The sequence below is a fragment of the Ketogulonicigenium vulgare WSH-001 genome, assembly GCF_000223375.1.
Classification (GTDB): domain Bacteria; phylum Pseudomonadota; class Alphaproteobacteria; order Rhodobacterales; family Rhodobacteraceae; genus Ketogulonicigenium; species Ketogulonicigenium vulgare.
In genome coordinates, this window is the sequence record NC_017385.1 from 143,574 (window position 1) to 155,666 (window position 12,093).

Below are 12,093 nucleotides of genomic sequence, written 5' to 3' on the forward strand. Positions count from 1 at the left end.
CCCTGGGCCTGATCCTTGCGTCGCGGCTGGTTGACCATCCGCCGCGATGCCCGCCATGATCGGCCAAACCGCGAAAGGCCGATCATGCGCGCGAAAAATGACAACTCCAGCCCTTTGATGCGGCAGTTCCTGCTGCTGGCGGGGGTCGTCCTGACCCTTGGCATGACCGGCACCGGCCTGTGGGTCAGTGCCCAGATCGAACGGATCGTCGTGACGAATTCCGGCGCGATTACAGCGCTTTATGTCGATGCGATGATTGCACCCGTCGCGCAAAAACTGGCGCAGGTCGATGATCTGACACCCGAGGATCAGACCCGCCTTGACCAGATCGTGCGGCAAGGTGGCCTCAGCCGCGCCGTATCTACCTTTAACCTGTGGGATCGCCACGGGCGTATTTTATATAGCACCCGGCCCGAGCGGATCGGCCAGATCCGGCAGGACAACCCGCGCCTGAATACCGCACTGTCGGGCCGCGTCTATGCCTCGCTGCGCAATGTCACCCAGACCGATGGCACGCGCGAGCAATTGGCCGAAGTTTACAGCCCGATCCACTCGTCCCGCACGGGACAGATCATCGCGGTCGCTGAATTCTATACGGATAGCGCGGATTTACGCGAAGATCTGTGGCAAAGCCGCCTTGCCAGTTGGATCGTGGTCGCGCTGGTGACGCTGGCGATGTTCGCCGCCCTGTGCACCATCGTCCTGCGCGGCGACCGCACCATTCGCCAACAGCGCGCGCGCCTTGCCGATCAGGTGCAGGTGCTGTCGCACTCCTTGGCCGCGAATGCCGCGCTGACGCAGCAGATCGAGCAGGCCAACCGCCGCATTGCCGAGATCAACGATCTGACCTTGCAGCGCCTCTCTGCCGAACTGCACGACGGCCCCGCCCAGCACCTTGCCTTTGCGGCCATGCGTCTGGACGGCGTTGCGGGGCAAGAACCCGTCGCATTGGCCGTGAACGAGGCCCTGCGCGAGCTGCGTTATATCTGCCGCGGCCTTGTTCTGCCCGAATTGGGGGATTTGGATGGCGAAACGATTATCCACCGCGCGACGGCGACCCACCTTGCCCGCACGGATGCGCCGGTCGATGTGCAGATCGCGGGCCCCTTGCCCCCCCTTGGCTTGCACGAGAAGAACTGCCTGTATCGTTTCGTGCAAGAAACGCTGAACAACGGCGCGCATCATGCGCCCGGCGCGCGGCAAAGCCTGCGCGCGGCCGCAGCCAAGGGGGGCCTTCAGGTCGACACGCTTGACGACGGGCCGGGCTTTGATCTGAATGCGGCGACCGACGGCCTGGGTCTGCGGGGCTTGCGCGAACGCGTTTTGGGTCTTGGCGGCAGGTTTACATTGCACAGCACTGCCAAAGGCGGCACATCGGTCAGCATGTGGCTGCCACAGATGCAGAAAGGCGCTGAATGATCCGCGTTTTGATTGTCGATGATCATCCGATCTTTCGCAGCGGGCTAAGCCTGTCGCTGGGCGAAAGCCCCGATCTTCAGATCTGCGGCGAAGCCGATACCGCCGCCGCCGCCCTGACCCTGGCCCGCGATTTGCGCCCCGATGTGGTGCTGCTGGATCTGTCGCTGCCGGGCGGCGGGCTGAATGTTCTGCCGGATTTGGTTGCGCTTGACGGGGTGAATGTCGCTGTGCTGACCGCCTCCGAGGCCTGCGACGATGTGATGGCCGCCATCAACACCGGCGCGCGTGGCTATATCCTAAAAGGGATCGGCGGTGCGCCCCTGATCGACGCCGTGCGCAGCATTGCGGCGGGCGAGGGGTATATCACCCCCACCCTTGCCGCCCGCATCCTGACCGAAATCCGTGTCGAGGAACGCCTGAGCCCCCAGCGCAGTGCCAGCCTTGACCTTTTGACCCCGCGCGAGGCCGAGGTGCTGAATATGGTCGCCGCCGGGCATTCCAACAAGGAAATCGCCCGCCTTGGCGATATGCAGGAAAAGACCGTCAAACATCATATGACCCGCATCCTGCACAAGCTGGGGGCGCGCAACCGCACCGAAGCCGCGCTGCTGCTGCGCGACGGCACGCGATCAGACCAAAGTCGTATCTAAGGCGGCATAGGTCCTAGGCCGGTTCTACCGAGTATTTTAGTCAATTATAGCTGCGGCATCGCTCGCCAGCCGGTGCCTATCGGCAAGCTATTCAACAGATTGACCCCGCCAATCGCTTGGCGGCGAAAGGATATATGATGAAGAATGCATATCTTGCTGGTGTGGCTTTTGCCCTTGGATTTGCCTCGGTCGCAACCATGGCCAGCGCGCAAAGCCTGACGATCTATTCGGGTCGCGGCGAGGCGCTGATCGGCCCGTTGGTCGCCCAGTTCGAGGCTGAGACCGGCATCGACGCCGAGGTGCGCTATGGCTCGACCGCCGAAATGGCCGCCCTGCTGATGGAAGAGGGTGAAAACACCCCCGCCGATCTGTTCTGGGCGCAAGATGCCGGTGCTCTGGGTGCGCTCGCGCCGCATTTCTCGGATCTGGCGGCCGGCGTCAATGAAACCGTGCTGCCGGTGTTCCGTGATCCGTCGAACAAATGGGTCGCAACCTCGGGCCGGACGCGCGTTCTGGTCTATTCGACCGACCGCGTCGAGGAAGGCGCCCTGCCCGCCGCCATCACCGATCTGACGGACGAGGCCTATCGCGGCCGCGTTGCCTGGGCGCCGACCAATGGCTCGTTCCAGGCCTTTGTCACCGCGTTTCGCCTGACCCATGGCGATGATGCGGCCAAAGCCTGGCTGGAAGGCATGATCGCGAATGAGACCAAGGTCTACCGCAACAACGGCACCCAGATCGAAGGCATCGCGAATGGCGAGGTCGATTTCGGTCTGGTGAATAACTATTACCTTGGCCGCTACACGGCCGCCGATGCCGAATACCCTGTCGATCAGACCCATTTCGGCGCGGGCGATATTGGTAACCTTGTTCTGGTCGCCGGTGCGGGCGTTATCGATGTGTCGGACAACAAGGACAATGCGCAGGCCTTTATCGACTTCCTGCTGTCCCCTGCCGCGCAACAATATATCACCCTGTCGGGCAACGAATATCCCGTGCGCGAAGGCATCATCCCGCAAGCGACGCTTGAGCCGCTGGCAACCGTGCAAGAGATCAGCCCCGCTGTGAACGTCAATGATATTGGCGATCTGGAAGGCACCCTGTCGCTGCTGCGCGATGTCGGCCTGCTGTAATCGTGACGGATAACGGACAGGGGGCGGTGCGCAAGCGCCGCCCTCCGCTTATTCTGGTGCTGCCTGCGGTGATCTTGGCCGTCGGTACCTGCCTGCCGGTGATCTACCTGCTGATCCGTGCCTTTGGCGCGGGACCGGACCAGATCGCACAGATCATCCTGCGCCCGCGCATCTTGCTGCTGCTGGGCAACACGCTGCAACTTGTGGCGCTGGTGCTATTGCTCGGGACGCTGATCGCACTGCCGATGGCCTGGCTGGTGACGCAGACGAACCTGCGCGGACGCCGGATTGCGACATGGCTGATGGTGCTGCCGCTGGCCGTGCCCGGCTATGTCATGGCCTATGCGCTGATCGGCATGTCGGGGTATTACGGCTTTCTCAGCCATTGGTTCGGGATCACATTGCCGCCCTTGCGCGGGCTATGGGGCGCGGGCCTTGCGCTGACTTTATATACATTCCCCTATATTTTCCTGCATTTACGCGCGGCTTTCCTTGGAATGGATGGCTCTTTGGTCGAAAGCGCCCGCAGCCTCGGCCTCTCGCCGTTGCAAGCGTTTTTGCGCATCATCCTGCCGCAGCTCTGGCCCGCACTGGTCAGCAGTTGGCTGATCGTCGGCCTATATGTGATCGGCGATTTCGGCGCGATCGCCCTGATGCGATACGAGGTCTTTTCCTACGCCATCTACACTCAATATGCCGGCGCTTTTGATCGCACGACGGCGGCGTGGCTGGCGTTGATCCTGCTGGGCCTCACGCTGATCGCGCTTTGGGCGCAGGCGCGCGTTACGCGCAATCGCCGCTTTAGCAGTGGCACTTTGCGCCGCGCGCAGGCCCTGCGGTTGGGCCGCTGGCAGGCGTCGGCCTGGGGCGCGATTGCGCTGATCGCGCTGTGCAGCCTCGGCCTGCCGCTGCTGGTGCTGGGGCATTGGATGCGTCTGGGACTGCCGGATTTCAACGCCGCCCTGCTGGTCCGCGCCATGGCCGCGACCGCGCTGCTGGCCGCGCCCGCCGCCGCGATCGCGGTGGCGCTGGCGCTGCCGGTCAGTCTGTTGGCGCTGCGTTATCCCGGCTGGCTGCCGCGCCTGACGGGACGGCTCGCTTATCTTGGCTATGCGACGCCGCCACTGCCGCTGGCGCTGGCGATGGTCTTCATGGTGCTGGCGCTGGTGCCGATGCTGTATCAAAGCCATGCCGTGCTGATCTTTGCCTATGTCATCAGCTTTGCCGCCATCGCCCTTGGGCCGCTACGCCTTGCGCTGATGCAGATCCCCGCGCGCCAAGAGGAAGCCGCCCGCGCCCTTGGCAAGACCGCCCCCCGCGCCTTTGCCCGCGTGACCCTGCCGCGCTTGCGCCGTCCCGCGCTGGCCGCAGGAGTGCTGGTATTTGTCATGATCGTCAAAGACCTGCCCCTTGCCTATATGCTGGCACCCACCGGCACCCGCACCCTTGCCATGAGTATTTTTGCCTGGACCTCCGAAGGGATGATGGCCAATGCCGCCCCCTTTGCCCTGCTGCTGCTGATCTTTTGCGCCTGTTTCGTCGGGCTTTTCCTGAAATATGAATCCGGAGCCGCCCGCCGATGACCCCCCTTTTGCGCCTTGACCACATCAGCAAAAGCTTTGGCCCGACCGCCGCCGTGCATGACCTGTCGCTGGATCTGCACGCGGGCGAGATCTTGGCGCTGATCGGCCCTTCGGGCTGCGGCAAGACCACAACCCTGCGCCTGATCGCCGGGTTCGAGGTGCCGGGCAGCGGCCAGATCCTGCGCGCGGGTCAGCCGATCACCGCCCTGCCGCCCGAGCGGCGCGGCATCGGCATCGTGTTCCAGGATTACGCGCTGTTCCCGCATCTGAGCGTCGCGCAAAACATCCTGTTCGGCGCGCCGGACGCTGATCTTGCCGCCCTCTGCGCGCTGGTTGGCCTCACGGGCCTCGAGCAGCGCTTTCCCGATCAGCTTTCGGGCGGCCAGCAGCAGCGTGTCGCCCTTGCCCGTACGCTTGCGGTGAAACCCGATATCATCCTGCTGGACGAGCCGTTTTCCAACCTCGACGCCAGCCTGCGCCAGCGCGCGCGGGCCGAGATGCGGCGCCTGCTGAAAGAGACCGGCTGCGCCATTTTGCTGGTCACACATGATCAGGAAGAAGCCCTCGGCTTTGCCGACCGCGTCGCCGTCATGCAGGCCGGCCGGTTGCACCAGATCGACACGGCCCGCGCCGTTTATGACCACCCCATCAGCGCGATCGCCGCCCGCGCCCTCGGGCCTGTGATGCTGATCGACGGCATTGCAGATGGCGACGCTTGCGCCACCCCCCTTGGGCCCTGCCGCCTTGCCAGCCCCGCGCAGGGGCCCGTCACACTTGCGCTGCGCCCGCACCATATCCTGCCCGATCCCAATGGCACCCCCGCACGGCTGATCACCAGCACTTTTGCGGGCGGCCAATGCCACCACAGCCTGCAAGTGGCTGATATTGATTTACAAATGACCCTCTCTGCCGCCTATCCTTTGCCCGATCCCCTGTTCATTGCCCTCGACCAAATGCACCGATTCTCGCCACTCTCGCCCGATCAATATCAGGGCAATTGACGAACAAAGTGTGAACATTTATAACAGGGCCATGTCAAAAATGTCCCTGAATGAAAAATTGGCGATCCTGTCGGATGCTGCGAAATACGACGCCTCTTGCGCCTCGTCGGGCGGGGAAAAGCGCGATGCGAAAAAGGGCGGCCTCGGCTCATCGGGCGGCGCGGGCATATGTCATGCCTATACGCCGGACGGGCGCTGTATTTCGCTGCTGAAAATTCTGATGACGAATTTTTGCATTTTCGACTGCGCCTATTGCATCAATCGCGTCTCATCCAATGTGCAGCGCGCGCGATTTTCGGTCGAAGAGGTGGTGACCCTCACCCTCGAATTCTATCGCCGCAATTATATCGAGGGGCTGTTTCTGTCCTCTGGCATTATCCGCTCGCCCGATCAGACCATGGCGGATATGGTGCGCATTGCCCGCACGTTGCGGCAAGATCACGGCTTTCGCGGCTATATCCATCTGAAAACCATCCCCGACGCTGCGCCCGAATTGATCCATGAGGCGGGCCTGTGGGCCGACCGGCTATCGATCAATGTCGAGTTGCCGCAGGACAGCACGCTGCGCCAACTGGCCCCCGAAAAGCGGCCCGAAACGATCCGCACGGCCATGGCGCAGGTACGCCTTGCGGGCGAGGCGGCAAAGGACAAGACCCATAAGGGACGCGCCGCGCGGCGTTTCGCCCCCGCCGGGCAAAGCACCCAGATGATCATCGGTGCCGATGGCGCGAATGATGTGACGATCCTGAACAGTGCCAGCCGCCTTTATACCGGCTATCACCTGCGGCGCGTGTATTATTCGGCCTTCTCGCCCATTCCAGATGCCTCGGCGGCGCTGCCCCTGGTGCAGCCGCCCCTGCTGCGCGAACATCGCCTGTATCAGGCCGATTGGCTGCTGCGCTTTTATGGCTTTACCGCCGAGGAAATCGCAACCGGCGCGACGGGCGGGCATCTTGACCTCGACCTCGATCCCAAACTCGCCTGGGCGTTGCAGCATCGCGGGCTGTTCCCTCTGGATGTGAACCGTGCCAGCCGCGAGATGCTGCTGCGCGTCCCCGGCTTTGGCACCCGCACCGTAGATCGTATCATCGCAACGCGCCGCACCCATACCTTGCGCTACGAGGATCTGGTGCGCATGGGCGCGCTGATGAAAAAGGCGCAGGCCTTCGTCAGCCTGCCCGGCTGGTCGCCGCGCGCCCTGACCGATCAAGCGGATCTGCGTGCCCGTTTCGCGCCGCCGCCCCAGCAATTGCAACTGCTGTGACCTATGCGGTGCGCCTGCCCACGCGCGACGTCTTCGCCGCATGGCGCAGCGCCGCCCGCCGCGCCATCAGCCACCGCATCGCGCCCGCCGATCTGGATTGGGCGCCGCAGGACGGGCTGTTTAGCGCCCGCGCCTTGCCAGATGACGATGGCCCACATCAGGCCCGCGTCAGCAAAGACTTTCTGCGCTTTGCAAAATCCGTGCTGTGGCATCGCGCGCCCGAGCGGTTTGATCTGATGTATCAGGCGCTGTGGCGGCTGGACAGCGGTGCGGGCGATCCGACCTCGCAGGCCGATCCGCTGGGGCGCAGGCTGCAACTGATGGCGAAATCGGTGGGGCGCGACATCCATAAGATGCATGCTTTCGTCCGTTTTCGCGAATTGCCCGCACCCGGCCCGCGTCGCCGCTTTGCCGCTTGGTTCGAGCCCGAACATCTGACGCTCGAGCCCGCGAGTTCCTTTTTCGCCAAGCGCTTTGCCGATATGGATTGGGCGATTTTCACGCCGGATCTGTCGGCGCATTTCACCGATGGCGCGCTGGATTTCCATCAGGGCCAGCCGCGCCCCGACCTGCCCGATGACGCATCCGAGGCACTTTGGGGCACCTATTTTACCAATATTTTCAACCCTGCCCGCATCAAACTTCAGGCAATGCGTTCAGAGATGCCAAAGAAATACTGGCATAACATGCCAGAGACGCGCCTGATCCCCGCCATGCTACGCGATGCCGAGCGGCGCGTGCGGCAGATGCACGAGGCCGCCGGATCAATGCCGGATCTGGGCGCGCAGAACATATCCGCTCGCTATCGCGCCGCGATGCCCGCCGCGCCCGATTTACCCGAGACGCTGGAACAGGCCGAGGCCGCCGCCGCGCAATGCCGTCGCTGCAATCTGTGCGAGGCTGCGACCCAAACCGTCTGGGGCCGCGGTGCCCCCGATGCCGCGCTGATGATCGTGGGCGAGCAGCCCGGCGATCACGAGGATCTGGCCGGCGTCCCCTTTGTCGGCCCTGCCGGCCAAGTCCTGCACCGCGCCATGGCCGAGGCCCGCCTTGCCACAGATCAGGTCTGGCTGACCAATGCCGTCAAACATTTCAAATTCGCCCCACGCGGCAAACAGCGGATGCACAAAAGCCCCGATGGCCCCGAGATCGCGCAATGCCGCTGGTGGCTGGGGCTAGAGCTGGCCTTTATCAAACCGCGTCTGACCGTGGCCCTTGGCGCAACCGCCGCCGCCGCGCTGACCGGCGACACATCGCCACTGGCGGCGCGGCGCGGCGCGATCGAAACCGGCCTGCATGGCGGGCCGGTGCTGATCGCGTGGCATCCCTCGTATATTCTGCGGCTGCCTCATGTCGCAGATAAAGACCGCGTATACAGCGAGTTATTGCATGATCTTCAACACGCGCATCAATTAATTCAGCATTAAGACCACATTGCCACCCGCGCCGCGTTCGACCATCTCATGCGCGGCCGCAGCCTCGTCCAGCGCAAAGCGCGCGGCGATTGTGGGGCGAAGCTGTCCCTGTGCCAGAAGTGGCAACAGATCGGCGCGGGCGCGGACGATATGCGCGGGTGTCAACTTCATCCCCTGCACAAAACTGATCCGCGCGCCTTTACGGGCAAAGCCGTAATAGTCGAGGGTCGGAAATTTATCGCTGGTTGCGGAATAGCTGGCGAGCGTGCCGTGGTCAGCCAGCATCGCCAGATTGCGGGTCTGATTGGCGCCGAAATCCACTTCGACAACCCGCGGCACGCCTGCGCCGCCAGTCATATCGGCGATGAACTGGGATAGCGCCGGATCATCGGGCGCGCGCACGGCCAACGCCCCGCGTGCCGCCGCCCGCGCCGCGGAATCTGCGCTGCGTGCCGTGGCAACGACCCGCGCGCCAAAGGCCACGCCAAGCGCGACCGCCGCTTCGCCCACAGCGCCGCCGCCGCCCTGCACCAGCAGCACCTGATCCATCACCGGCCCGTCGGCCAGAACCGCCAACCACGCCGTCAACAGCGGCACGCCAAGGCTTGCACCCTCGGCAAAGTCCAACGCATCGGGCAAGGGCAGGACACGCCACGCGGGGATGCGCAGATAATCTGCCGCCGTGCCCGCGCCATGGGGTGCACCAAACACCCAAACGCGCGCGCCAATCGCCAGATCGACCCCCGCACCCACCGCTGTCACCACCCCCGCGCCGTCACTATGGGGAATAAAGAAATCTTCGGGCGGCGTGCCACCCGTCCAGCCCGCACGGGCCTTGGTGTCATGGGGGTTGATGCCGCTGGCGTGCAGGCGGATGATCACCTCACCCGCGCCTGGCGCCTCTGGTATGGGGCGGATCTCCAGGTGCAGCACCTCGGCCGCAGGCCCAAGGCGGCGGTAGCCAACCGCCCGCATCACAGCGCGACCGCCTGCGCCGCGCGCGCGAACACATCGACCAGCCGGTTCTGCCCGCGCATAAGCTGCGCGCGCAAAAAGCCCTGCTGATCCGCCGGGATCTGGTGCCACAGCATCGCATCGGCAATCGCTGGCAGCGGCGGCACATTCAACGCCGGATCATGCGAGAATCGCGGCCCCCGTGTGAAATGCGCGGGGATGAGCAGGCGCGACAGCGCCATCACCTTATCATTGAACACAGCGGGCGGCAGATCTTGCGCATAAAGCGCGTCAATCGCAGCCGCCAATGTCCCCGCCGCCTGCGCCGCCGGTGTCAGATCGAATGCGCAAGCCGCCTGATATTGCGCAATTGTTTCAACATATTCAGCCGCGCTCAGCCGCCAATCGAACGGCAGTTGATCCGCCTGCGCCAACCCCGCCACGGCGGCGAAATAGAGCGCGATATCCTTTTGCAGCACATCGCGGTCGGCAATTTCGATCGTGTCATTCTCGGTGTGCCAGGCGATATTGCCGCCGCAACCGCCCACGACGTAATAGCCCTTTTCGGCCAGAACCTCGGGCGGGAGGTTGGACGAGGCATTGAACAGGCCCGTCACGCCAATATTATTGAACGTATAATCAGAGTTGCGCTGCGGGCGTTTGCCGCATGCAACCTGCCCGGCCACATCCGCAACCACTTGGCTCACATAGGGGGCCGCCTCGGCGGTGCAGGCGATCTCGGCATAGCTGGTCGCCCAGCGGCAACCGGGACTGTCGCAATTCAGATGCGCGACGCAGTGGCGATCCAGATCGCGCGCGAATGTATCGGCGAACCAGGCCGAGCCGCCATAGCGCCCCGTCGAATGCCCCGGCCACCATGCAATCCGCACCCCCCGTTTTAGCGTCCCGCGCTGCTGCCACAGTGCCAATGCGACGGCCAGCATACAGGCGTTGCCGGTGCCATTATCGCCCACGCCCTCGCGCCAACTGTCGTAATGACCATGGAGCAGCACGAAATCTTCGCTGTCCTTGCCGGGGATTTCGACGACCGGCAGATATTGCGGGAACCAGCCAGTCTCGAGTTCGGTCCGGATCACCACCTGACCGCCGGCCTGCGCCAATGCGATCAGCGCCTGTCCATCGGGCTGATTGACTGCAACCGATGGAATTTTGGGCAGTCGCGCCAGATCCGGCAGCTCGGGCGTGCCCCAGATGGTCGAGACTGTGCCCCAGTGAATATCCACGCCCGGATTGACCACAATCGCGCCAATGGCGCCCGCTGCCTCTAGCCCTGCTATGAAATTGGGCAGGGCAAACCCCTCGATAACCGCAATTTTTCCGCGCGCCGCCGCCAATGCACCCAGTGCCGCAGGCGAGCGGTCCAGCGGCGTGCCGCCACCTGCGTCGGGCAGATAGATCAGATCACCCGTAATCCCTTGGGGGCAGTGCAGCGTGAAGGCAGGCGGCTTTGCCCGCAGAGTTTTTCCGCCAACAATCTGAACTTGCGCGGTTTTTGGCAGTGACAGGTAAAGCTCTGGCTGATGCATCTGAACCGGCAGACCCGCTGCGCGCAGATGATCTGCGATGATTTGCGCCCCGCGGTTGGCCTCGACCGGCACCTCGCGGTCCTGGGACGCGAATTGATTGACCAAAGTCCAGGCGATATCAGTGACGCGGTTCAGCTCATTGGACGACAGCATCGGCGGCTCCTTGGGTAATTTTTCGAACAGTGAAAAACTGTTTCAGTTGTATTTTCCGATCTAGGGCCGTATTCCCCGATAAAGCTAGTGTTTTTTGGGGGTTCGGTTGAGCTATACGATCTCTGCCGTTGATCGGGCGTTGCAACTGCTGGAAGCTTTGGCAGATAGCCCCGAGTCCGGCATCTCGGAATTGGCCGAGCGCACCGGCTTTACCAAAAGCCTGATTTTCCGTCTGCTTTACACGCTGGAGGAACGCGGCTTCGTCTCGAAAGACCCGGTGCGGCGCACCTATAGCCTCAGTTGGCAAGCGGTGCTGCTGGGGGCAAAGGCGCGGCGACAATCGCGGCTGATCTCGGCGGCGACACCGCATATGGTCGCGCTGCAAAATGCGACCGAATGCAATGTGCTGGTGCAGGTGCGCGATGATCTGCATTCGGTGACCGTGGCCATGCTGCATACCCGTGCCTCGCATAGCGTATTTGGCGATGTCGGGCGCCAAGGGCCGCTGCACGCGGGGGCTGGCCCGAAAATCCTGCTGGCCTATGCGCCCGAGGCGATCCGCACCCGCGTCTTGGCCAGCGCCCTGCCGCGCTATACCGAAAACACCGTGATCGACCCCGAACGCTTGAACGCGTCCCTTGATATCATTCGGCGCGACGGGTGGGTGATCACCGAGGGCGAGTTGGATCACTCGACCTGTTCGGTCGCCGTGCCGCTGTTCAATGGCGCGGGCGAGGCGATTGCGACCATGGCCGTGAACGGTCCTGTCGCCCTGCTGCCGCCGGAAAAGCGCGGCGCGGTGCTGGATGCTTTGCGCGACGCCGCCCGCCAGATTGCAGGCCTGATCGGCAATTACGGCAGCCCGCCCGAGCGGGACGAGATCTAGCTTTGCCTGCAAAAGTGCCAAACCCGCCCCTTGGGCGGGTTTTTTCATTTTTAGCGCCAAATCCCATTGCCACTTTGGCTGATTGTTT

10 protein-coding genes are annotated in these 12,093 nt (G+C 63.5%); 8 read left to right on the forward strand and 2 right to left on the reverse strand.

All coding sequences use genetic code 11. From position 1 onward, the window contains the following. Positions 1–84: 84 nt before the first annotated feature. The 7 genes from KVU_RS15635 (at position 85) to KVU_RS15665 (ending at position 8,477) form a co-directional block, all read left to right on the forward strand. Positions 85–1,419: a sensor histidine kinase gene (locus KVU_RS15635; RefSeq protein ID WP_164928163.1), complete on the forward strand. Its 1,335-nt coding sequence runs from the start codon at positions 85–87 to the stop codon at positions 1,417–1,419. Then, positions 1,416–2,069, forward strand: a complete 654-nt coding sequence (locus KVU_RS15640) for a response regulator (RefSeq protein WP_013385770.1) — start codon at positions 1,416–1,418, stop codon at positions 2,067–2,069. Before KVU_RS15635 ends, KVU_RS15640 begins: the two co-directional genes overlap by 4 nt. 137 nt (positions 2,070–2,206) lie before the next feature. Further along, complete coding sequence (locus KVU_RS15645) at positions 2,207–3,202, forward strand: iron ABC transporter substrate-binding protein (protein ID WP_013385771.1); 996 nt, start codon at positions 2,207–2,209, stop codon at positions 3,200–3,202. A gap of 2 nt (positions 3,203–3,204) precedes the next feature. Next, on the forward strand, positions 3,205–4,785 hold the full coding sequence (locus tag KVU_RS15650; RefSeq protein WP_236953185.1) for an ABC transporter permease: 1,581 nt from the start codon (positions 3,205–3,207) through the stop codon (positions 4,783–4,785). Further along, positions 4,782–5,786, forward strand: coding sequence for an ABC transporter ATP-binding protein (locus tag KVU_RS15655; protein WP_013385773.1), 1,005 nt, complete (start codon positions 4,782–4,784; stop codon positions 5,784–5,786). The genes KVU_RS15650 and KVU_RS15655 overlap by 4 nt, the downstream gene beginning before the upstream one ends. A gap of 40 nt (positions 5,787–5,826) precedes the next feature. Then, positions 5,827–7,050 carry a putative DNA modification/repair radical SAM protein gene (locus KVU_RS15660; protein ID WP_013385774.1) on the forward strand — a complete coding sequence of 408 codons (1,224 nt, stop codon included), beginning with the start codon at positions 5,827–5,829 and terminating at the stop codon, positions 7,048–7,050. Beyond that, positions 7,047–8,477: a UdgX family uracil-DNA binding protein gene (locus tag KVU_RS15665; protein ID WP_014538190.1), complete on the forward strand. Its 1,431-nt coding sequence runs from the start codon at positions 7,047–7,049 to the stop codon at positions 8,475–8,477. The genes KVU_RS15660 and KVU_RS15665 overlap by 4 nt, the downstream gene beginning before the upstream one ends. Here KVU_RS15665 and KVU_RS15670 read toward each other — a convergent pair. Together KVU_RS15670 and KVU_RS15675 are read right to left on the reverse strand one after the other, a co-directional pair. After that, positions 8,463–9,440, reverse strand: coding sequence for an alcohol dehydrogenase catalytic domain-containing protein (locus KVU_RS15670; RefSeq protein ID WP_044008269.1), 978 nt, complete (start codon positions 9,438–9,440; stop codon positions 8,463–8,465). The two genes, KVU_RS15665 and KVU_RS15670, sit on opposite strands and share 15 nt — an antisense overlap. Continuing rightward, positions 9,440–11,119, reverse strand: coding sequence for a M28 family peptidase (locus KVU_RS15675; RefSeq protein WP_013385777.1), 1,680 nt, complete (start codon positions 11,117–11,119; stop codon positions 9,440–9,442). Before KVU_RS15675 ends, KVU_RS15670 begins: the two co-directional genes overlap by 1 nt. A 106-nt stretch (positions 11,120–11,225) precedes the next feature. Between KVU_RS15675 and KVU_RS15680 the strand changes: the two genes are divergently transcribed. Continuing rightward, positions 11,226–12,005, forward strand: a complete 780-nt coding sequence (locus tag KVU_RS15680) for an IclR family transcriptional regulator (RefSeq protein ID WP_013385779.1) — start codon at positions 11,226–11,228, stop codon at positions 12,003–12,005. Positions 12,006–12,093 lie beyond the last annotated feature (88 nt).